The organism is Nocardiopsis sp. NPDC006139, from assembly GCF_040614155.1.
GTDB classification, from domain to species: Bacteria; Actinomycetota; Actinomycetes; order Streptosporangiales; family Streptosporangiaceae; genus Nocardiopsis; species Nocardiopsis changdeensis.
In genome coordinates this window covers 35790-58360 of sequence record NZ_JBEXTT010000010.1, presented here as the reverse complement: position 1 = coordinate 58360, position 22571 = coordinate 35790, and the positions used below count along the sequence as shown (strand labels likewise).

Annotated in this window: 14 protein-coding genes; 9 read left to right on the top strand and 5 right to left on the bottom strand. The window is 73.9% G+C overall.

Annotated elements, in window-relative coordinates; genetic code table 11:
* Nucleotides 1–2: 2 nt before the first annotated feature.
* The 3 genes from ABZ249_RS15250 to ABZ249_RS15240 all read left to right on the top strand — a co-directional run bounded on the left by ABZ249_RS15250 (nucleotide 3) and on the right by ABZ249_RS15240 (nucleotide 4361).
* On the top strand, nucleotides 3–2153 hold the full coding sequence (locus ABZ249_RS15250; protein ID WP_355262570.1) for a PrsW family intramembrane metalloprotease: 2151 nt from the start codon (nucleotides 3–5) through the stop codon (nucleotides 2151–2153).
* A 280-nt stretch (nucleotides 2154–2433) separates the two neighbouring features.
* Nucleotides 2434–3315 (top strand): STAS domain-containing protein, encoded by an 882-nt coding sequence (locus ABZ249_RS15245; protein ID WP_355262567.1) that lies wholly within the window; start codon nucleotides 2434–2436, stop codon nucleotides 3313–3315.
* Nucleotides 3312–4361, top strand: coding sequence for an acyl-CoA desaturase (locus tag ABZ249_RS15240; RefSeq protein ID WP_355262564.1), 1050 nt, complete (start codon nucleotides 3312–3314; stop codon nucleotides 4359–4361). The genes ABZ249_RS15245 and ABZ249_RS15240 overlap by 4 nt, the downstream gene beginning before the upstream one ends.
* An 85-nt stretch (nucleotides 4362–4446) precedes the next feature.
* On the opposite strand, the gene ABZ249_RS15235 is transcribed toward ABZ249_RS15240, so the two are convergent.
* Both ABZ249_RS15235 and ABZ249_RS15230 read right to left on the bottom strand, forming a co-directional pair.
* Nucleotides 4447–4983: a GNAT family N-acetyltransferase gene (locus tag ABZ249_RS15235; RefSeq protein ID WP_355262561.1), complete on the bottom strand. Its 537-nt coding sequence runs from the start codon at nucleotides 4981–4983 to the stop codon at nucleotides 4447–4449.
* Nucleotides 4984–5052: 69 nt separating this feature from the next.
* The gene (locus ABZ249_RS15230; RefSeq protein WP_355262558.1) at nucleotides 5053–7380 is read right to left on the bottom strand and encodes a molybdopterin-dependent oxidoreductase; all 2328 of its coding nucleotides are present in this window, start codon (nucleotides 7378–7380) and stop codon (nucleotides 5053–5055) included.
* Nucleotides 7381–7495: 115 nt separating this feature from the next.
* On the opposite strand from ABZ249_RS15230, the gene ABZ249_RS15225 reads away from it, so the two are divergent.
* The 3 genes from ABZ249_RS15225 (at nucleotide 7496) to ABZ249_RS15215 (ending at nucleotide 10801) form a co-directional block, all read left to right on the top strand.
* On the top strand, nucleotides 7496–8443 hold the full coding sequence (locus ABZ249_RS15225) for a CoA ester lyase (protein WP_355262555.1): 948 nt from the start codon (nucleotides 7496–7498) through the stop codon (nucleotides 8441–8443).
* Nucleotides 8444–8582: 139 nt separating this feature from the next.
* Nucleotides 8583–9281, top strand: a complete 699-nt coding sequence (locus ABZ249_RS15220; protein WP_220563322.1) for a response regulator transcription factor — start codon at nucleotides 8583–8585, stop codon at nucleotides 9279–9281.
* Nucleotides 9282–9313: 32 nt separating this feature from the next.
* A complete protein-coding gene (locus ABZ249_RS15215; protein WP_355262552.1) occupies nucleotides 9314–10801 on the top strand; it encodes an ATP-binding protein in 1488 nt (495 codons plus the stop codon).
* Here ABZ249_RS15215 and ABZ249_RS15210 read toward each other — a convergent pair.
* On the bottom strand, nucleotides 10791–12071 hold the full coding sequence (locus tag ABZ249_RS15210; protein WP_355262549.1) for a glycosyltransferase: 1281 nt from the start codon (nucleotides 12069–12071) through the stop codon (nucleotides 10791–10793). The two genes, ABZ249_RS15215 and ABZ249_RS15210, sit on opposite strands and share 11 nt — an antisense overlap.
* 443 nt (nucleotides 12072–12514) lie before the next feature.
* Nucleotides 12515–14191, bottom strand: a complete 1677-nt coding sequence (locus ABZ249_RS15205) for a trypsin-like peptidase domain-containing protein (protein WP_355262546.1) — start codon at nucleotides 14189–14191, stop codon at nucleotides 12515–12517.
* A 233-nt stretch (nucleotides 14192–14424) separates the two neighbouring features.
* Between ABZ249_RS15205 and ABZ249_RS15200 the strand changes: the two genes are divergently transcribed.
* On the top strand, nucleotides 14425–15030 hold the full coding sequence (locus ABZ249_RS15200) for a response regulator transcription factor (protein WP_220563318.1): 606 nt from the start codon (nucleotides 14425–14427) through the stop codon (nucleotides 15028–15030).
* 51 nt (nucleotides 15031–15081) lie between these two features.
* On the opposite strand, the gene ABZ249_RS15195 is transcribed toward ABZ249_RS15200, so the two are convergent.
* Nucleotides 15082–17262, bottom strand: a complete 2181-nt coding sequence (locus ABZ249_RS15195; RefSeq protein WP_355262543.1) for a SpoIIE family protein phosphatase — start codon at nucleotides 17260–17262, stop codon at nucleotides 15082–15084.
* Between the two features lie 262 nt (nucleotides 17263–17524).
* On the opposite strand from ABZ249_RS15195, the gene ABZ249_RS15190 reads away from it, so the two are divergent.
* Together ABZ249_RS15190 and ABZ249_RS15185 are read left to right on the top strand one after the other, a co-directional pair.
* Nucleotides 17525–21910 (top strand): HAMP domain-containing protein, encoded by a 4386-nt coding sequence (locus ABZ249_RS15190; protein ID WP_355262540.1) that lies wholly within the window; start codon nucleotides 17525–17527, stop codon nucleotides 21908–21910.
* A 5-nt stretch (nucleotides 21911–21915) separates the two neighbouring features.
* Nucleotides 21916–22557, top strand: coding sequence for a response regulator (locus ABZ249_RS15185; protein ID WP_220565350.1), 642 nt, complete (start codon nucleotides 21916–21918; stop codon nucleotides 22555–22557).
* The last annotated feature ends 14 nt before the right edge of the window (nucleotides 22558–22571 follow it).

Genomic DNA, 22571 nt, shown 5'->3' with positions numbered 1-22571 from the left:
AGATGGAAGAACAGGCCATGCTCGCGCGGGACCTGGTCCTGCGCGTGTGCGCCGGAGCGACCGAGCTCGACCCGCAGTGGATCCGGGCCGACGGCAAGGTCACCACGCCGTTCCTCGTGCCGCGCGACCGCAACCTCGTGCGCGCCGTCATCGCCGCCGGCCGGTCCATGGGGGTGGAGCGGCTGCTGGTGTGCCGCACCCGGCCCGAGTTCTCCTACGAGCCCGTCACCGAGATCCCGCTGCACACCGACACCCTCATCGACCTGGTGCGCGGGTGGGGGCCCGACCCCACCGACTTCCTGGTGTGCGTGGAGGACTTCTCGGCGGCGGTGCTCATCACCGCGGACGACCTGACGGTGGCGGCGGGCCCGGCGGACTTCGTGCGCGAACTGGTGGGGGCGGACATCCCCCAGGCCCGGGCGCACTTCGCGTCGCGGGCGGAGATCGAGAAGACCCCGGACCTGGTGCGGGCCGCGGCGCTGTACCGGTGCTCCGGCGCGGGGCCCCGGCGCGCCCCGGGCCCCGACCTCTACGAACGCGTCGCCGCCGGGGCCGACCGCGTCCGGAGCGGGCGGGCCGCCCGCGGCCTGCGGGCGCTGCGCGGGGCGGCGGGCTGGACGGCGCTGGCGGTGGCGGCCATCGCACCGCTGGCGGTCTCCGCCGTGGCGGCCCCGGTCCTGCCGGCGGTGGTCACGCTCTTCGCCGTGCTGTTCCAGCTGGCGCTGCTCGCGCGGTCCCGCACGGTGGCCTTCGCCTCCCTGCTGCGGGTCGCGGCGCTGGGGGCGCTGCTGCTGTGGCCGATGGGGCTGGCCGAGCGGGCGGTCGCGGGGGCGCTGGGCGCGGACACCTACGACGTGGTCCCGTACACCTACGTGGCGGTGACGGTGGAGGAGGTCGGCAAGCTGCTGCCGCTGCTCCTGCTGCCGCTGGTGGCGCCGCGCCGGGCGCGCAGGCTCGCGGCGGTGGACTTCGCGCTGCTGGCGGCCGCGTCGGGGGCGGGGTTCCAGCTGGCCGAGCACCTGGTCACCGCGCTCGCGGTCGGCGGCTCCGGCGGCGGCGGGTGGTTCCTGCCGGGCGGCAGCGAGCTCGTGGACCGGGGGACCGGGGCCGTGGTCGCGGTGTTCTCCGGGCACGCGGTGACCACGGGCCTGGTCGGGGCGGCGCTGGGGCTGGCGGTCGTGGGACGGGGGCGGTGGCTGTGGGCGCTGCCCCCGCTGGCGGTGCTGCTGGCGTTCCTGGAGCACCTGAACCTGAACGCGGTCCTGGCCGGCGCGGCGCTGCACCCGGCGTCGGGCGTGGTGCTGGGGCTGCTCGGCGGGGGGAGGCTGACGCCGTTCCTCCTGGTGGTACTGGTGCTGTGCGCGGTGGCGCTGGACTACCGGCTCATCGCGACGGCGGCGGAGAGCACCCCGCCGCTGCCGGGGCTGCCGCCGCTGGCGGGGCTGCGCCGGCGTGCGCGCGGACGCGCGGTGGCGACGCGGGTGCGGGTGCCGGGGGACATCGCGACGGGGTTCCGCCGGGCGGCGCTGGCCTGGGCGGAGCTGCCGGTCACGCTGACGACGACGCTGGCGATGATCGTGCACGAGCTGGCGGCGTGCACCATCGCGGCGCGGCGCGGGCCGGCCGTGCTGGGGGACAACTGGAGGTTCCTGCGGCAGCGGCGGGCGAACGCCATGGGGGAGGCCCGGTCGGCGGGGCGGCCGTGGCGGCACCACCCGTCGCAGGAGGACCTGACCCGGACCGCGCGGGAGCTGGCGCGGCGCCTGGGGCTGGCGGCCACGGGCGGGGTCACGGCGATGGCGGGCGCGGCGGCGGTGGCGGTCGCCGTGGTCCCGGTGGCCGCGCCGGGTGTCCCGGCGGGGGAGCCGGGGTACGCGCTGCTGGCGCTGGAGCGGTTCCAGACCTGGTTCGGGGGGCTGTCGGCGTTCGACGCGGTGTGGGCGGCGGTGCTGCTGTGCGCGGTGCTGCTCCTGCTGGTGTCGGGGAACGGGGTGCCGCGCGCCCACCCGGACATGCGGGACTTCCTGCGCTCGCCCTCGGCCAACGGCGGGGCGGTCCTGGGCATGCTCGCGCCGGGGCAGGTGGTGTACGCGGCCGTCGGCCTCGCGGGCCTGCTGCTGCCCCGGTCCGCCGACCGCCTCCTCGTCCGCTGAGCCGGCGGGCGGGAGCGGACACCCTGCACGGCGGCGGACGGGGGCGTAGACTGGAGGGGAACGGGGACAACGTCCCGTTCCGAGAGAGCCCGGTACGCCGGGACGAGGGCGTGACGACAGGGCAGGACCCGGAACCTCCGTTCCGCGTCGCCGTGCCACTTCGGTGCAGGTCTGGAACCTGTCCCTCTCCCGCCGCGCGCGGCGCGCTCTCCGCGCCGCGCTCCCATCCGGACCGGGACGAGCAGGACTCCCCGGGCCGGGGATCGCAGAGCAGTCCACCATGGCCTTCTTCACACCTCACCCGCCCGCCGTCTCCGACACCCCTCCGTCGGTCCCCCGGCTGAGGCTCAATCCCATCCCGCACCACGGCGCAGTCCTGGACGGCGGGTGGTGGCCCAGGTCGGGCGACCCCGTCGCCGAACTGCCCGGGCTCATCCTGGCCATCGACGACCGGCGGGGCCCGGTCCACCTGGTCGAACTCGGCGTCACCGGCTGGTCGCGCCGGCCCGGGCTCCTCGCGGTGGCCGGTCGCGCGGTCCGCCTCTCCTGGTCGCTGGAGACCCCGCCGGACCTCCTGGTCGCGGTCGGCGAGAACGGTGCGCGCACCCGCCTGCTGGTCGTACCGCCCGGTGTGACGGCGTTCTCCGCCTGGTCCGCGCTCGACCTGGCCATCCTGTCCACGAACACGAAACAGGCCGCCGAGATCATGGACGTGGCCTCCCTGCTCGCGCCGCCGCCCCGCACGCCCCCGGAAACGGACTGGGAGTCCGAGGGGGGCGGACTCTACGAAAAGGCCGAGGGGACCGTTCACGTCTCACACCGCGGCGCGGTGTCGTGGCGGAGGAACCCCCGCGGGACACTCGTCCGGATCTCCGGCGACATCGACCTGGTCACGGCCCCGGGGTACCGGACACGGCTGTTCGAGGTGCTGCGCGCCCGCGGCGACAGCGGCGACAGGGTGGTCGTCGACCTGTCCGGGGTGACCTTCTTCGGGGCCGCCGGGCTCTCCCTCCTGGCCGAGGTCCGGGCCCGGGCCGAACGGGCGGGGACCGACCTCCGCCTGGCCGCGCCCCCGGACCGGATCACCAGGCTCATCGAGCTCACCGGAACGCACGGCCTCCCGCCCTTCCACGCGACGGTGGAGGAGGCGATGGCCGGATGAGCCGGGCCGACGGGGTCCTCCCCGGACAGCGCAGGGGGAGCGACTTCGCGGTCCTGTCCCGGGAGGTGGGCGAACACGGGCTGCTGCGCAGGCGCCGAGGACACTACGCGGTGCGGATCACCGTCACGCTGTCCCTGCTGCTGGCGGCGTGGGCGGTCTTCGTGCTGGTCGGGCCGTCGTGGTGGCAGCTGGTCACGGCGGTGGTGCTCGGCCTGCTCTTCACCCAGACGGCCTTCATCGGGCACGACGCGGGGCACGGCCAGATCGCCGAGGGCGAGCGGGCCAACCGGGTCATCGGGTGGATCCACGGGGACCTGCTGGTGGGGCTGGCGTACGGGTGGTGGGTCGACAAGCACGACCGGCACCACGCCCACCCCAACCACGAGGGCAGGGACCCCGACATCGCGGGGGCGGCCCTGGCGTTCAGCCGCGAGCAGGCCCTGAGGCGCCGCCGGTGGCCGGGGAGGTGGCTCGCCCGGAGCCAGGCGTGGCTGTTCTTCCCGATGCTGCTCCTGGAGGCCTTCCACCTGCACTTCGCCTCGGTCGCCGGGGTCGCGCGGCGCACCGGCCTGCCGCCGCGGACCCGGGCCGTCGAGGGAGCGCTGCTGGCGGTGCACTTCGGCGGGTACCTGGCGGTCGTGCTGACGACGCTCACCCCGTTGCAGGCGCTGTGCTTCGTGCTGGTGCACCAGGGGGTGTTCGGGCTGTACATGGGGTGTTCCTTCGCCCCGAACCACAAGGGGATGCCGGTGATCGCGGAGGGGACGAGGTCGGGGTTCCTGCGCCGCCAGGTCCTCACCTCGCGGAACATCCGGGGAGGCCCGGTGGTCGACCTGCTGATGGGCGGGCTGAACTACCAGATCGAGCACCACCTGTTCCCGTCCATGCCCCGGCCCAACCTGCGCCGTGTGCGGCCGCTGGTGCGGGCCGCGTGCGGGCGGTTCGGGCTGGAGTACCACGAGACGGGGCTGTTGCGCTCCTACGCCGAGGTGCTGCGCCACCTGCACCGGGTGGGCGGGCCGCTGCGGCCGGAGCTCGAGTACTGAGCCCCGCCGACCCGTCCGCGGAGCCGCCGCCCCGCGAGGGCGCCCGCCGCGCCCTCGCGGGGCGGACGCCTCCGCCGGGCGTCGGCTACCGGCCGGCCGGGGCCTCCCCGGCCGGGTGCGGTCCGACGCGCCTGGCGAGGACCTGGCCCTGCCAGTCGCCGACGGTGAAGGTCTCGGTGGGGGTGAAGCCCTGGCCGGTGTAGTAGGCGACCAGGCGGCCCCCGCCACCCGCGAAGCAGTCCACGCGCAGGAGGGAGACGTCCCGGCGGCGGGCCTCCTCGGCGGCGTGCTCCAGGAGGGCGGCGCCCACGCCGCGGCCGGCGAAGCGCCGGTCGGTGACCAGGAGCCGCACGTAGACCTCGGGCTCGTCGGCGGGCGGGAGCTCGGGGCCGGGGGCGCCGTCGAGCACGAGGGCGCCCGCGGGCCCGCCGTCGGCCTCGGCGATCCAGGGCTCGGCCTCGGTGAGCATCTTCCTGATCCGTTCGACGGACCGGGGCCGGGAGGACCAGGGCTCGGTGCCCCACTGCCCGGTGCGTCCGTGGGCGACGAGCCATTCGACGGCGCCGTCCAGCATGCCGAGAACGGTGGAGAGGTCGTCGGGACCGCCTGGTCTGAGCTTCATCCCAGGAACCCTAGACGGGGGCGGGCCGGGCGTCCACCCGTATCGCCGGGGCGCCCGGCCCGCCCCCCGTCAGGCCGGGGTGGTGCCGCGGGGCGGGACGAAGGCGCGGACCGGCGGCGGGGTGCCGTCGAAGCGCTCCACCCGGACCCGGGCCAGCTGCCCCGTGCAGCCCTGGCTCAGGGACGAGGTGCCCTCGTCGGCGATGAGGGCGTTCGGGTTGCCGTGGACGCAGGTCGCCTCCGCCGAGGACGGGTCGTACCAGGCGCCCGTCGACAGCTGGACCACCCCCGGCATCAGCGCATCGCTGAGCACCGCGCCGGCCAGGCAGGAGCCGCGCGGGCCGACCACGCGCACGAGGTCGCCGCCGGTGATCCCCAGAGCGGCGGCGTCGGCCGGGTGCAGGCGGACGGGCGCGCGGCCGCCGACCTTCTCGCGCATGCTGTGCGCGCCCATGTCCTGCTGCCCGTGCAGGCGCCCGGTCGGCTGGTTGGCCACCAGCACCAGCGGGAACTCGCCGCCGCGGTCCGACAGCACCGGGCCGGGCAGCCACACCGGGTGACCCGGGCAGTCCTCGTACCCGAACGACGCGATCGTCTCCGAGTACAGCTCGATCCGCCCGCTCGGCGTGCGCAGCGCGTTCTTCTCCGGGTCGGCGCGGAACCCGCCCAGCAGCGCCTCGTCCTCGACCCGGCCCGGCATCGCCACCCGGCCCGCCGCCCAGAACGCGTCGAAGTCCGGGACCTCGATCCCGCGCCGCGTCACCAGCGACCGCCACCGCCGGTAGATCTCCCGCATCCAGTCGGCCGAGGTGCGGCCCTCCGTGAACTCCTCCCGCACGCCCAGGCGCTCGGCCAGGTCGGCGTAGGTGTCGTACTCGTCGCGCGCCTCCCCGTGCGGCGGCACCGCGCGGGGCATCGCCCGCAGGCTGAGGTCGCCCCGGCTGGCGGTCAGGTCGTCGCGCTCCAGCACCGTCGTGGACGGGATGACGATGTCGGCGTGCCGGGCGGTCGCCGTCCAGTGCGTCTCGTGCACCACCACGGTCTCCGGCCGCCCGAACGCCCGGGTCAGCCGGGCCAGGTCCTGGTGGTGGTGGAACGGGTTGCCGCCCGCCCAGTAGACGAGCCGGATGTCCGGGTAGCGGCGCTCCTCGCCGTCGTAGTGGTAGGTCCCGCCCGGGTTCAGCAGCATGTCCGACACGCGCGCCACCGGGATGAAGTCCTTGACCGCGTTGTCGCCCTGCGGCATCACCGGCAGCCCCAGCGGCGTCGACCCGCCGCCGTAGTTGCCCATGGACCCGTACCCGGACGCGAACCCGGCGCCCGGCAGGCCCACCTGGCCCAGGCAGCAGGCCAGCGCCAGCCCCGCCCACAGCGGCTGCTCGCCGTACCGCGCGCGCTGCACCGACCAGCCCACGTTGACCAGGGTCCGGCCCCGCGCCATCCGCCGGGCCAGATCCCGGATGTCGTCGGCGGGCACCCCGCTGATCCGCTCCGCCCACTCGGGGGTGCGGGGCAGGCCGGGGCGGTTCCCGCGCTCGTCGCGCCCGCCCAGCACGTAGGAGCGCACCACGTCGGCGCCCTCGGTGTACCGGTCCAGGAACGCCGTGTCGGCGAGGCCCTCGGTGAACAGCACGTGCATGAGCGCCAGCAGCACCGCCGTGTCGGTGCCCGGCCGCAGCGGCACCCACTCGGCCTTCACGTCGTCGGGGGTGTCGTCGCGCAGCGGCGACAGCGACACGAACCCCACCCCCGCGTCGGAGGCCGCCCGCATCGACGGCCCGGCGGTCTGCGCGGCCCGCCCGCCCGAGGTCATCCACATGTTGGAGACCCGCAGCCCGCCGAAGGTCACCACCAGGTCGGTGTGCTCCCGGATGACCTCCCACGAGGGGGCCCGGTGCAGCAGCCGGTTGGCGGCCGGGGTGCCGATGATGCGCGGGAACAGGGTCTCCACCGCGCCGTGGCTGTAGGTCGTGCGCGAGCGCGTGTACCCGCCGATGCTGTTGAGGAACCGGTGCAGCTGGCTCTGCGCGTGGTGCACCCGCCCGGAGCTGCCCCAGCCGTAGGAACCGCCGTAGATCGCCGCGTTCCCGTGCGCGGTGCGCACCCGGTCCAGCTCCCCGGCGAGCAGGTCCAGCACCCGGTCCCAGCCCAACTCGACGTACTCGTCGTCGGGGTCGCCCCGGCGCGGGTCGGGCCCGGGCCCGTGCTCCAGCCAGCGCCGCCGCACGGCGGGCCGGGCCACGCGCGACCCGTGGTGCTGGGCGGCGGGCGTGTTCTCCATGACGGGGGACGGCGCCGGGTCGTCCGGGTCCGGCCGTACCCCCACCACCCGGTCGTCGCGGACCAGGACCCGGTAGCTGCCCCAGTGGGCGCTGGTCGGGTACGACGTGGTGGACATCGGCGGCTCCTCCCGGTTCTGGGGACCCACGGGGCCCCGTCCCACTCTATGCACGCGGTGATGCCATGATGGGCCCGGCACCAGGTGGGACGTGCGGGACGACAGGGGGAGCGGTATGGGCGGGCTCAGGGCGCGACGGTCGGTGCTCGCGGTGCCGGGGTCCAACCCCCGGTTCGTGGAGAAGGCGCGCGGCCTGGACACGGACGCCTTCTTCCTCGACCTGGAGGACGCGGTCGCCCCCGCCGAGAAGGAGGCCGCCCGCGCCACCGTGGTCGCCGCCCTCAACGACGGCGGCTGGGGGGACAGGGTCCGCACGGTGCGGGTCAACGACGCCACCACCGCCTGGGCCTACCGCGACGTCATCGAGGTGGTGGAGGGCGCGGGCGCGAACCTGGACGCCCTGGTGCTGCCCAAGGTCACCGCCGCCCGCGACGTCCAGTGGCTGGACACCCTCCTCACCCAGATCGAGCGCGCCGTCGGCCTGCCGGTGGGGCGGATCGGCATCGAGGCCCAGATCGAGGACGCGGGCGGCCTGACCCGTGTGGAGGAGATCGCCGCCGCCTCCCCGCGCCTGGAGACCCTGGTGTACGGGCCGGCCGACTTCATGGCCTCCCTCAACATGAAGACCCTGGTCGTGGGCGAGCAGCCGCCGGGCTACGACACCGGTGACGCCTACCACTACGTCCTCATGCGCATCCTCACCGCCGCCCGCGCCCACGGGTTGCAGGCCATCGACGGGCCCTACCTCCAGATCCGCGACGTGGACGCGTTCCGCCGCGCCGCCGGGCGCACCGCGGCCCTGGGCTTCGACGGCAAGTGGGTGCTGCACCCGCTCCAGGTCGAGGCCGCGAACGAGGCCTTCGCCCCCTCCCAGGAGGACTACGACCACGCCGAGCTCATCCTGGACGCCTACGCCCACGCCACCGAGGTGGAGCGGCGCGGCGCCGTCATGCTCGGCGAGGAGATGCTGGACGAGGCGTCCCGCAAGATGGCCCTGGTCATCGCGGGCAAGGGCCGGGCCGCGGGGCTCGCCCGCACCCGCTCCTTCACCCCGCCCGCCTGACACGCGCCCGAACCGGCCCCGGGCCGGAGCCCGGCCGGGAGGGCACGGCGCCCGGCCGGGGAGGACGCGGCCGCGGCTCTGACACGCGCCCGAACCGCCTCTTACCGGCCTCTCACCCGGATACGGCAGCATGAGGCCCATGGACGCCACCACCGCCACCGTGCTGGTCGCCGACGACGACCGCGCCATCAGGGAGTCGCTGGAGCGCGCGCTCCAGCTGGAGGGCTACACGGTCCGGACCGTCGCCGACGGGGTCCAGGCGCTCGCCGCCGTCCACTCCGACCCCGTCGACCTGCTCATCCTCGACGTGATGATGCCGGGCGTGGACGGGCTGGGCGTGGCCCGGGTGCTGCGGGCCGAGCACGACCGCACCCCGATCCTCATGCTCACCGCCCGCGTGGAGACCCCCGACCGGGTCGCGGGCCTGGACGCGGGCGCCGACGACTACCTGGCCAAGCCCTTCGAGCTGGACGAGCTGCTGGCCCGGCTGCGCGCGCTGCTGCGCCGCGCCGCCCCGGTCCCGGGCGACCCGGAGGGCGGGACGCTGCGCGTCGGCGAGCTGGCCCTGGACCCGCGCGCCCGCCGGGTGTGGCGGGGCGACCGCGAGATCGAGCTGTCCAAGACCGAGTTCGACCTGCTCGAACTGCTGGTCCGCAACGCGGGCATCGTGCTGGACCACGCCACCATCTACGACCGCATCTGGGGCTACGACTTCGGTCCGGAGTCCAAGAACCTCGCCGTCTACATCAGCTACCTGCGCCGCAAGCTGGAGGACGGCGGGCCGCCGCTCATCCAGACCGTGCGCGGTGTCGGGTACACGCTGCGTCCGCAGGGGTGAGGGCCGTGTCCGAGGGCCGGACCCCGCCCCGCATGCTCCTCCACCCGAGCGGCTGGCGCCTGGGCACCCGGTTCGCCGTGATGTTCGCGCTGGTCGTGGCGGTCACCATCGCCCTGGTCGGCACCCTGGCCTACACCACGGCGGCCGCCCTCATCCGCGCCGACGTCCGCGACGAGTTCGACCGGGTCGTCACCGCCCTGTCCGACCAGATCGTCTCGCTGCGCGAGAGCCGGACCGGTGCCGCCGCGTCGGTCAGCAGTCCGATCCTGGCGGGCAAGGACCTCCAGATCCACCTGCTGACCCCGGACGGCGGACGCCAGGTCGAGGTGTCGGCCACCTCCGAGGTGGTGCTCTTCGCTCCCAGCGACGAGGACATGGAAATGGTCATGGCCGACGGCCCCGGCGAGGTGGCCACCCGCGAGCAGGCCGTGAACGGCCAGGCCTACCGGGTGGCGACGGTGTCCCTGGGCCAGGGCGCGGGCGCCCTCCAGGTCATCCAGCAGATGTCGCCCACCGAGCGGATGCTCGACCGCCTGGCCACCCAGATCCTGTGGGTGGGCCTGCTCGTCGCCCTGTTCGCGGCCTGCGCGGGGTGGCTGATCGGCCACCGCACCACCGGCCGCCTGGCCCGGCTCACCGACACAGCCGAATACGTCAGCTCCACCGGCCGCCTCGACCCGCTGGCCGGGCACCGCGACTCCTCCGCGGGGGAGGGCGGGCACGACGAGGTGGACCGCCTCGGCGACGCCTTCAACGCGATGCTGGCCCGGCTGGCCCGCTCCCAGGAGGAGCAGCGGCGCCTGGTCCAGGACGCCGCCCACGAGCTGCGCACACCGCTGACCAGCCTCTACACCAACATCCAGGTGCTGGGCAGGGCCGACCGGCTCACGCCGGAGGCGCGCTCCAGCCTCATCGACGACCTGCGCGGGGAGACCCGGGAGCTGACGACCCTGGTCAACGAGCTGGTGGGGCTGGCCACCGGCGACCACGAGGACGAGACACCGAGCCCGGTGCGCCTGGCCGACGTGGCGGAGAAGGTGGCGGCCCGCACCCGGCGGCGCACCGGCCGGGAGATCGTCGTGGACGCCGACGACAGCACCGTGCACGGGCGCCCGAGCGCGCTGGAACGTGCGATGGCCAACCCGGTGGAGAACTCGGCGAAGTTCGATCCCGACGGCTCCGCGCCCATCGCGATCCGCATCCGCAACGGCACCGTGGAGGTGCTGGACCGGGGGCCGGGCATCGACCCGGCCGAGACGGGGCGGATCTTCGAGCGCTTCTACCGGGCCACCTCGGCCCGCGGGCTGCCGGGCTCGGGCCTGGGGCTGTCCATGGTCCGGGAGATCGCCCGCGCCCACGGCGGCGACGTGTTCGCCCGCAACCGGGAGGGCGGCGGGGCCGCCATCGGCTTCACGCTCCCGGTGATCGCACCCGCGGCACCGCCACCCGCCGCACCGCCGCCCCCGGGGCCGGCCGGGCCGCCGGGACCACCCGGGCCGGCCGGACCGCCTACCGGCTGACGGCGAGCCCGCCCACGGGCAGGGACACGCCCTCGGCGGCCGCCTCCCGGTAGATCCGCTCGAACCGGGCCAGGGAGTCCTCCAGCCGGTGCGCGGAGGCCATCTCCCTGCTGTGCGCGCCCATGGCGCGCCGCCGCGTCTCGTCGGCGACCACCTCGTCCAGCCGGGCGGCCAGCGCCTCCGGCGATCCCGGCGGGTACAGGAACCCGTTGGCGCCCTCCTCCACCAGGTGGGGCAGGGCCATGGCGTCGGCGGCCACCACCGGCAGCCCGGAGGCCATGGCCTCCAGGGTGGCGATGCTCTGGAGCTCGGCGATGCCCGCGATGGCGAACACGTCGGCGGCCCGGTACACGTCCGGCAGGTCCTCGTGGGCGACGAACCCCAGGAACACCACCCGGTCGGCGACCCCCTCGGCCGCGGCCAGGTCCTCCAGCCTCCTGCGGTAGGCGCCGTGCCCGGCCAGCACCAGCTGGACGTCCGCCTCGGTCCGCGCCACGGCCCGGATCAGCTCGTCCGCCCGCTTCTCCTCGTCCAACCGGCCCACGAACACCACCGTGGTCCGGTCGGGTACGCCCAGCCGGGCCCGGATGCGCTCGCGCCGCTCCTCCCCGCCCTCCACGGGCCTGAACCGCGCCAGGTCTATCCCGCAGGAGACGGGTTCCACCGGACGGGTGAACCCCTGCTCCCACAGCAGCCGGGCGGCCGCGGGGGTCGGCGTGGTGACGTGGCCCACCCGGGACAGCACCGCGCCCAGGTCCCGCCAGGCCATCCGGGCGGCGTACGGGCGCAGCGGGCCGGGGACGTGCACGTAGTCGAAGAGGTTCTCCGGCATGAAGTGGTTGGTGGCCACCACCGGGACGCCGTGCGCCCGGGCCGCGGAGGCCAGCATCCGCCCGATGAGGAAGTGGTTCTGGATGTGGACGGCGTCGGGGCGCAGCCGCTCCAGCAGCCGGTCCAGGTGGCCGCGCACCCCCAGCGGCAGGGCCAGCCGGACGCTGTCGTGGACCAGGGACGACATCGACCGCAGCCGGTGCTCGACCACCCCGCCGCGCTCCACCACGTGCGGGCGTCCGTCGGGGGAGGCGCACACCACGTGCACGGCCACCCCGCGCCGCACCAGGCCCCTGGCCAGCCGGGCGGTGAAGTAGGCGGCGCCGTTCACGTCGGGCGGGTAGGTGTCCGTGCCGATGAGCACGGTCGTGCGGTGCCCCGCGGCGGCCGTCCGGACCTCGGCCGCCGGAGGGGATTCGGGAAGGAACGAGGTGGTCATATCGGGGTGTCTCCTGAGCCGGTGCACATCGGGTCGCCGTGTACGCACGAGTGTGGGGCACCCGCGTTGACCACCGCCGACCTCCGGGTGACGGAGTGGCGACGGACGAGCACACGACGCAGGGAACGATACCCTGAGTGATCTTCTGTGTACTCTTCATCACCGCGCCGTTGCCGACCGGTGATCCCGCCGGTCCTCCTCCCGCCGGCCGTCCCGCCCCCTCGGACGACCGCGGCGCGGTCCCCACCTGTCACGACCGACGGTAATCCGGCCCGCCGCGCGGTACGAGGAGGCGCACACCACGGCCGCGGTGGCGCTGCCCCGCCCCCGGCGGTGGTGCCATCCCCACTCCGGGCCCGGACACACGGCGGGGCGGGGCCGTACGGCCCCGCCCCGCGGTCTTCCCGTGTCCGTGTCCTTCCAGAGAACCCCTCCCTCCGGGGTCAGTCCTCCTCGGCCTCCTGCTCGACCGAGGCCGAGCTCTGCTCGCCCAGGGTCACCGTGACCTCCCGCGGCTGCCCGGTGCCCCCGGGCCGCACACCCAGCGTGATCTCGTCGCCCGGGCGGTGCGAGCGGATCTGCGCGATGAGCTGGTCCGGCGTCGTGACCTGCGTCCCGTCGACGGACACGACCACGTCGTCCGCGCGCAGCCCGGCCTCGTCGGCCGCGCCGCCCTCGGTCACCTCGACGATGGCGGCGCCGCCGTCGGGGCTGTTGGTGATGGTGGCCTCGATCGCCGGGTAGCTCGCGCTGCCCTCGGCGACCAGCTGCTCGGCGATCGGCTTGGCCTGGTTGATCGGGATGGCGAAGCCCAGGCCCACCGAACCGCTCTCCTGGGACAGGCCGGCGATCGCGGTGTTGATGCCGATGACCTCGCCCGCCATGTTCACCAACGGGCCGCCCGAGTTGCCGGGGTTGATCGCCGCGTCGGTCTGGATGGCGTTGATCACCGTCGAGGTCTGCCCGTTGCCGCTCTCGGTGGCCCCGGTGTTGACCGGCCGGTTCAGCGCGCTGACCACACCCGTGGTCACGGTGCCGGACAGCCCCAGCGGGGAGCCGATCGCGACCACGTCGGCGCCCACCCCGACCTGGTCGGAGTCGCCCAGCACGGCGGGCTGGAGTCCACTGGCGCCCTCGGCCTGGACGATGGCGATGTCGGACACCGGGTCCGAGCCCAGGATCTCGGCCGGCGCCGAGGTGCCGTCGTTGAACAGCACCTCCAGCGGCCCGCCCTGGGCGGCGTCCACCACGTGCGCGTTGGTGAGGATCTGGCCGTCGGACGAGATGACCACACCGCTGCCGCCGCCGTTGGCGGTCTGGATGGACACCACGCTCGGCAGCACCGTCTCGGCGACCTCGCCGACCTCCCCCTCGGTGGCGGTCCCGCCCTGCTCACCGGTGAGGGAGCTGACCGGGCCGCTCAGGCCGTCGGGGAAGAGCGCGGCGGTGCCCAGCGCGGCGGCCGGTCCGACGATGAGGCTGGTGACCAGGGCCGTGACCGCGGCGATGCCGACGACCCGGCCCGAGCCCTTCTTGCGCTCGGGCTGCGGCGCGGCCGGAGCGGCGCCGTGCCCGCCGTAGGGCGGCTGCCCGCCGGGGAAGTGCGGGGAGCCGAACGGACCCTGCGGCCCGCCGGGGCCCTGGGGTCCGCCGGGGCCCTGCGGGCCCTGGCCGTGCGGAGCGTGCCCGTGCGGGGCCTGCGGCGGCAGGCCGTGCGGCGCCCGCCCCTGCGCGGGCGGCCCCTGCGGAGCCTGCCCGCCGGGAGCCGCGAACCCCCCCTGGGCGGCGGCGTGCGGCACCGGGCCGGGCTCGGGCCCGCCCGGCCGCACGCCCTCCCCGCCCTCGGGCGGGAAGGAGAAGGCGACCCGGTCGGCCTCGTTGGGGCCGGTGGCCCAGCGCGGCGTCCGGTCCTGCGGCACGTCGTGCGGCGCGAACCTGGGGCCGGTGCCCTCCGCAGGTCCGGGGGCCCCCGCGCCCCGGCCGTCGGAGGGCTCCGGCCCCTGCGGACCGGAGGTCCCGTGCTCGCCCGAGGCGTCCCCCACCGGCCCGGCGGCGTCGGTCCCGGGCAGGTTCTCCGAGGCGTCGGGTTCGGTACCTGGTGTGGGTTCGTTGGGGTTCAACTCATCCTCCGGCTGGCGGGACGATGTTCCGATCTCTTGTGCTCCATCATGCGGCGCATGGGTTAGAACAGGGTGAGAGCCCGATATACCGGGGTTTCGAGTCCGTTCTCCTCCGGAGAGCCCTCGAAGAGGACACCCCCTTGCCCGGATCGGTGGCCCCTGTGGCCTATGCACCGAGATGTCCGGAACACTACCGCGCCGCGACCGAACCGACACAGACCGAAGGGCCGACCTTGATCAAGATCGTGCTGGCCGATGACGAGCACCTGGTCAGAGGGGCGATCGCCGCCCTGCTGAGCCTGGAGGACGACCTGGAGGTCGTCGCCGAGGTCGGGCGGGGCGACCTCGTCGCCGGGGCCGTCGGCGAGCACGGCGCCGACGTCGCCGTGCTGGACATCGAGATGCCCGGGGCCACCGGGCTGGAGGTCGCCGCCCGGCTCAAGGAGTCCGCCCCCGGCTGCGGCGTCGTCATCCTCACCAGCTTCGGCCGGCCCGGCTACCTGCGCCGCGCGCTGTCCGCGGGCGCCCGCGGGTTCCTCGCCAAGGACGCGCCCGTCGACCAGCTCGCCGGGGCGATCCGCCGCGTCCACGAGGGCGGCCGCTACATCGACACCGACCTGGCCGCCGCCGCCATGGTCGGCGGCGAGAGCCCCCTCACCGAGCGCGAGACCGAGGTGCTGCGCGCCGCCGCCGACGGCGCCACCGTCGCCCGCATCGCCGCCGCCCTCCACCTCAGCGAGGGCACCGTCCGCAACTACCTCTCCAACGCCATAGGCAAGGTCGGCGCCGACAACCGCATGGCCGCCATCCGCACCGCGCAGGACATGGGCTGGCTCTGAGGGCGCGCCCGCCCGGGCCCCGCCCGGGGCACCGGGCCGGGGCCGGGGCCCTCAGAGGAAGCGCAGGACCAGCATGGCGGTGTCGTCGGTGTGGCCGCCGGGGGCGTACTCCTCCAGCTCCCGGTCGATGCGGCTGATGACCGCCTGGGCCGACAGTCCCGAGCAGCCGGAGAAGATCCGCTCCAGGCCGGTGTCGCCGAGCATGTCGGAGTTGCTGCGGCGCTCGGTCACACCGTCGGTGACCGCCAGCACCACCTCGCCCGGGCGGATGTCCACGTTCTCGGTGGTGAAACCGACGTCCTCGAACGCCCCCAGCAGCGGCTGCGAGGTGCCGAACTGCTCCACCTCGCCCTTGGGGTTGAGCCGCAGCGGCAGCGGGTGCCCGGCGCACACCATGCGCACCCGCATCCCGCCCCCGCCGTCGGTGGCCGGGGTCATCTCCCCGTACAGCATCGTCAGGAACCGGGTCGAGGTGTTCTCGTCCAGGATCGCCATGTTCAGCCGCTGCATGATGTGCGAGGGGGTGAACCCCTCCTTGGCCAGCGCGCGCAGCGTGTGCCGGGCCAGGCCGGTCACCGCCGCGGCCTCCGGGCCGGTCCCGCACACGTCGCCGATGGCGAAGCACCACCGGCCGCTGGCCGCGAACACGTCGTAGAAGTCGCCGCCGACCACGTTCTTCTCGTCCGCCGGACGGTAGAACACCGCGTGGTCCACGTGCGGGATCGTCGGCTCCTTCTCCTTGGCGGGCAGCAGGCTGCGCTGCAGCGCCACGCTCATGGAGGCCTGCCGCTCGTGCAGGCGGGCGTTCTCCATCGCGGAGGCCACCCGGCGGCTCAGGTCGTCGGCGACGTCCACCTCCTCGCGGGTGAAGTCGTCCGACTCGTTCTTGCCGATGGTCATCCGGCCCAGCTCGCGCCCGTGCGCCACCAGCGGGATGCTGATCGCCGGGCCGCGCACCAGCTCGCGCACCAGCCCGTCGTCGATCTCCTCGCCGTCCGTGCCGGTGAAGTCGGCCGGGCCCCACAGCGGGTGCGGGTCGCGCTGCTCGCGCGGCGGCTCACCGGCGAGCAGCTCGCGCAGGACGTCGTTGTAGTTCTCGTTGCCGTGCATGACGTGCGTCAGCCGCGGCACGCCCAGCTCGTTGATGGTGTGGATGGCGCACCAGCGGCCCAGCCGGGACGTGATCAGCTGCGCGGCCAGAGCCCCCGTCATCCGCTCGTCCAGGGTGCCCGCCAGCAGGTCGCTGGCCTCGGCCAGGAAGCTGAGCGAGGCCCGCCGGTTGAGCTCCACCTCGGCCAGCCGGGCGCGCTCCACGGGCAGGGCGATCAGGTCGGCGCCCTCCTGGAGCCGCTTGGCGGCGGCCGCGGCGAAGTGCCGGGCCCGCCGCGAGGCCACCCCGAGCAGACCGGTGACCCGGCCGTCCACGATGAGCGGGGCGGTCACCAGCGACCGCATCCCGGCCCGCGACAGCCGGCCCCGGTGGGCGCGGGCGATCATCAGGTCGTCGTTGATCACCGCGCCGGGCTCGGGCGCGGCCGACGGGAACGCCTCCTCGGTGCGGATGCGCAGCGGCCGCCACGGCGCGCCGCCGGAGGTGAGCCCCACCGCGGAGCGCACCTCCCACATGGTCTCGTCGGAGGTGGCCAGCGCGATGTAGGCGGCGTCGCCGCCCAGCGCCGTCGCGGCGTACTCGACCGTCCGCTCCAGCAGCTGGGGAAGGCTCAGCCGGGAGCCCAGCGCGGCGTCCAGCGACGACCACGGCGCGGGCCGGGTGGGGCGGCTGGGGGTGCGGCGCACCGCGGCCGGGGCCTCCAGGGCCGACACCCCGTCGCCCGCGTCGTCGATGCGGAACCACACCGCCTTGTCCGTGCGCCCGTAGCTCACGCCCCAGCTGGACGCGATCGCCGAGGCCAGGGCCAGTCCCAGCCCGCCGCTGCGCTCCTCGCCGCGGGAGGGGGAGGCGTCCACGGCGAGGGGGCCGGCCTGGGGTACCGCGCGCTCGGGCGCGGAGTCGGTCACCATCACCTCGACGGTGCCCTCCAGGCGGCGCACCGTCACCTCCAGGGACGAGCGGGCATGGATGACCGCGTTGGTCACCAGCTCGCTGACCAACAGGATCACGTCGTCGAACGGATGGGGCACCCCCCAGGACAGCAGGGTGTCGTGGACGAACTCGCGGGCCGCCGCCGCGGTCTCGGGCGCGGGCGGGAACTCCCGTCGAGCGACCTTCAAGGTGTCATGTGCCGGCAAACCGTCAGGTCCTTCATCGCTGGATTCGTCGCTGGATACGGACTCGGGAGAGGGGTGGACACTGACACGATACGCGGACCCGGCCGCCCGGGCCGGTCCGTACGGCCCCGTACCCGGGCAGGTCCGTGGCGGGATCGACATGGCGAACCCTCCTGTGCGGGTCGACTCGGGCGGTTAGTGTAAGTCGATACGTCCGCTCACAGCCCGATGGTGGCCGATGCCAGGGTCACGGAGGAGGGGTTCGATGCCCGAGGCGGTCGGTGCAGTGGCCGACGACCAGCTGGACGAGATCCTGCGCGCTCTCTACCGGATGCGCGACGGGGACTTCAGTGTGCGTCTGCGCAAACGCGGCAGCGGGACGATCCGGGAGATCGCCTCGGTGTTCAACGAGGTCGTCGACCACAGCGAACAGCTCAGCAGCGAGCTCAAGCGGGTCGGCGGGGTCGTCCGCAACGAGGGCAGGCTCAACGAGCGCATCAACGTCAACCCCTCCCGGGGCGCGTGGGCGGAGAGCGCCACCGCCCTCAACACCCTCCTGGACGAGGTGGCCGAGCCGGTCACCGACGTAGCCCGGGTCCTGGACGCGGTCGCCGCCGGCCAGCTGACCATGCGCGCCTCCACCCAGGGCAGGCGGGGCGACCTCAAGGGCGACCTGCTGCGCCTGGCCACCACCGTGAACCGGATGGCCGACCAGATGAGCGGCTTCACCCAGGAGGTCACCCGTGTGGCCCGCGAGGTGGGCACCGAGGGCAAGCTCGGCGGCAGCGCCCGCGTCGAGGGCGTCTCCGGCTCCTGGCGCGAGGTCACCGAGGCGGTCAACCAGATGGCCTCCCGCCTCACCGTGCAGGTGCGCGACATCTCGGAGGTCACCACCGCGGTCGCCCGCGGCGACCTCAGCAAGAAGATCACCATCGACGTCCAGGGCGAGATGCTGGAGCTGAAGGACACCGTCAACACGATGGTGGACCAGCTCTCCACGTTCGCCGACGAGGTCACGCGCGTGGCCCGCGAGGTGGGCACCGAGGGCAAGCTCGGCGGCCGGGCCAACGTGCGCGGCGTCCAGGGCATCTGGAAGGACCTGACCGACAACGTCAACTCCATGGCGGACAACCTCACCAACCAGGTGCGGGACATCTCCCAGGTGACGACGTCGGTGGCCCGCGGCGACCTCACCCAGAAGGTCCAGGTGGACGTCCAGGGCGAGATGCTCGCCCTCAAGAACACCGTGAACACCATGGTCGACCAGCTCGACTCCTTCGCCGACGAGGTCACCCGCGTGGCCCGCGAGGTCGGCAGCGAGGGCAAGCTGGGCGGCCGCGCGAACGTCAAGGGCGTGTCGGGCATCTGGAAGGACCTGACCGACAACGTCAACTCCATGGCCAACAGCCTCACCTACCAGGTGCGCAACATCTCGCAGGTGACGACGGCGGTGGCGGCCGGCGACCTCACCAAGAAGATCACCGTGGACGCCCAGGGCGAGATGCTGGAGCTGAAGGACACCATCAACAAGATGGTGGACCAGCTGTCCGCGTTCGCCGACGAGGTGACCCGTGTGGCCCGCGAGGTGGGCACCGAGGGCAAGCTGGCCGGCCAGGCGCACGTGCGCGACGTGTCCGGGGTCTGGAAGGACCTGACCGACAACGTCAACTCCATGGCCAACAACCTCACCTACCAGGTGCGGCAGATCTCCATGGTCACCCGCGCCGTCGCGGCCGGCGACCTCACCAAGAAGGTCACGGTCAACGCCAAGGGCGAGATCCTGGAGCTCAAGGAGACCATCAACGTGATGGTCGACCAGCTGTCGGCGTTCGCCGACGAGGTCACGCGCGTGGCCCGCGAGGTGGGCACCGAGGGCAAGCTGGGCGGCCGCGCCGACGTCAAGGGCGTCTCGGGCATGTGGAAGGACCTCACCGAGAACGTCAACTCGATGTCGCACAACCTCACCACGCAGGTGCGCAACATCTCCGAGGTCACCACCGCGGTCGCGGCCGGCGACCTCACCAAGAAGATCGACGTCAACGCCCAGGGCGAGATCCTGGAGGTGAAGACGACGGTCAACACGATGGTGGACCAGCTGTCTGCGTTCGCCACCGAGGTCACCCGCGTGGCCCACGAGGTGGGCAGCCAGGGCCAGCTGGGCGGCCAGGCCAAGGTCGAGGGCGTCTCGGGCACGTGGATGCAGCTCACCGACAGCGTCAACGGGCTGGCCGGCAACCTCACCACCCAGGTGCGCGCCATCGCCGAGGTCGCCAACGCCGTCGCCAAGGGCGACCTGACCCGCAACATCCAGGTCGACGCCCGCGGCGAGATGGAGCAGCTCAAGGACAACATCAACCTGATGGTGTCCAACCTGCGCGAGACCACCGCCACCCAGCGCGACGCCGACTGGCTCAAGTCCAACCTGGCCCGCATCTCCGGCCACATCCAGGGGCACCGCGACCTGCACGAGCTGGCCCGCCTCATCATGACCGAGGTGACGCCGCTGATGAACGCCCAGCACGCCGCCTGCTACCTGCCCGAGGACATGGACGACCAGGAGGCGTTCCTGTTCTACGCCGGGTTCGGGTTCGAGCCCTCCGAGGCGCGCCGCCGCATCCGCAAGGGCGTCGGCCTGGCGGGGGAGGCCCTGGACCAGCAGATCGAGCTCGAGGTCGGCAACATCCCCGACGGCTACGTCACCATCGACTCCGGCCTGGGCGGCGCGCAGCCGCGCCACCTGTACATCCTGCCGATCGTGTCGGAGGAGCGGGCGCTGGGCGTCCTGGAGTTCGCCTCCTACGACGAGTTCCGCGAGATCCACAAGAACTTCCTGCGCCAGCTGGTCGCCCTGCTGGGCACCACGATCAACACGATCCTGGCCAACAAGCGCACCGAGGACCTGCTGGAGCAGTCCCAGCAGCTCACCAACCAGCTGCGCGAGCGCTCCAACGAGCTGCAGCGCCAGCAGGAGGAGCTGCGCAACAAGAACGCCGAGCTGCGCCAGAAGGCCACCCAGCTGGCCAACCAGAACCGGGCCATCGAGCTCCAGAACCAGCAGATCCAGCGCTCCCGCAACGCCCTGGAGGAGCGCGCCCACCAGCTCCAGGTCTCCTCCAAGTACAAGTCGGAGTTCCTGGCGAACATGTCGCACGAGCTGCGCACGCCGCTCAACAGCCTGCTGATCCTGGCCCGGCTGCTGGCCGACAACGCCGAGCAGAACCTCACCCCCAAGCAGGTGGAGTTCGCCCAGACCATCCACAAGGCGGGCAGCGACCTGCTGCTGCTCATCGACGAGATCCTCGACCTGTCCAAGGTCGAGGCGGGCCGGGCCGAGGTCTCGCCCAGCGAGGTCTCCATCGACCAGCTCGTCGACTACGTGGAGGCGACGTTCCGGCCGGTCACCAGCGACCAGGGGCTGGCGTTCGCGGTGGACGTCTCCCCGGACATCCCCGACGTCCTGTGGACCGACGAGCAGCGGCTCCAGCAGATCCTGCGCAACCTGCTGTCGAACGCGGTCAAGTTCACCCCGCAGGGCGAGGTGCGGCTGCTCATCGAGCCCGCGTGGGCGCTGGACGACGCCGACCTGGAGATGTTCGTCGAGAACGAGGAGATCATCGCGTTCACCGTCGCCGACACCGGCATCGGGATCGCCGAGGACAAGCTCCAGGTGATCTTCGAGGCGTTCCACCAGGGCGACGGCGGCACCTCCCGCCGGTTCGGCGGCACCGGGCTGGGCCTGTCCATCAGCCGCAACTTCGCCCGCCTGCTCGGCGGCGAGATCCGGGTGCAGAGCGTCCCCAACCAGGGCTCGACCTTCACCCTGCTGCTGCCGGTGCGGCTGCCCGAGGACGCCGCCGAGCGCGCCGGGGAGGACACCGGGCTGGACTCGGTGCCCGCCCTGGAGTCCGGCCGCGACGACGACTTCGGGATGCCCCCGGAGGAGTTCGACGCGGCGGTGGCGGCGCTGACCGACCCGGGCACCGAGGCGCTGCCCGCCGTGCCCGTGCTCAAGGCGCCCGAACCCGCCGCGGAGTCGCAGGCGGCCTCCGGCGGGTCCGAGTCGGAGCGGCAGGGCGAGCCCCGCACCGATCCCGAGCGCCGCGCCGTGCTGGCCGGCCGCCGGGTCCTCATCGTCGACGACGACGTGCGCAACGTGTTCGCGCTGACCAGCGCCCTGGAGGCCCAGGGCCTGGAGGTCCTGTACGCCGACAACGGCCACGAGGGCATCGCCAAGCTGGAGGCCAACGAGGACATCTCCCTCGTCCTCATGGACGTGATGATGCCCGACCTGGACGGCAACCAGACCACCGAGCGCATCCGGCAGATGCCCCAGTTCGCGGACCTGCCGATCATCTCGCTGACGGCCAAGGCCATGCAGGGCGACCGCGAGCGCAGCCTGGAGGCGGGCGCCTCCGACTACGTCACCAAGCCCGTGGACCTGGACCACCTGCTGGACGTCATGCGGCACTGGCTGACCGTCGACCCGGCGGACAGCACGCCCGGATCCGCCACCGACCCCGGGGCCGCGGCGGCGGTGGGCGCCGTGAACCGGCACAATGGCGCGGAAGGAGACAGCAGCCGCAGCAGTCTCGGGGATGACACCGGCCCCACGGGGAACACCGGCAACGACCCGACCGAAGACCTGGAGTGACCGCCGTGACCCAGAAGGCCAACATCCTCCTCGTGGACGACCGCGACGAGAACCTCATCGCGCTGGAGGCGGCCCTCACGTCCCTGGACCAGAACCTGATCCGCGCCGGATCCGGGGAGGAGGCGCTCAAACACCTTCTGGGCACGGACTTCGCGGTCATCCTGCTGGACGTGGTCATGCCGGGGATGGACGGCTTCGAGACGGCCGCGCACATCAAGCAGCGCGAGAAGACCAAGGACGTGCCGATCATCTTCCTGACGGCCCAGGAGATCGACCGGCACCAGGTCTTCCGCGGCTACGCCTCGCGCGCGGTCGACTTCCTGCTCAAGCCGTTCGACCCGTGGGTGCTGCGCTCCAAGGTGGAGGTGTTCGTCGAGCTGCACCAGCTCAAGGCGCAGATGCGCGAGCAGGCCCGCACCCTCCAGCGCGACCTGGGCCAGGAGACCGGGGAGCCCGGCAAGGTCCTGGCCGAGCAGCTCGCCCAGCGCTCCGGGCAGGTGCAGGAGGAACTGGCCGAGCTGCGCCGCCACATCGTCGACGCCTACCAGGACACCGACCAGCCGCTGGTGGACGGGGTGCGCCGGGTGGACCGCGCGTTCTCCCGCCTGTCCACCCTCATCGACACCCTCCACGGCCCCGAGGACTGACCCCGGCCCGGCGC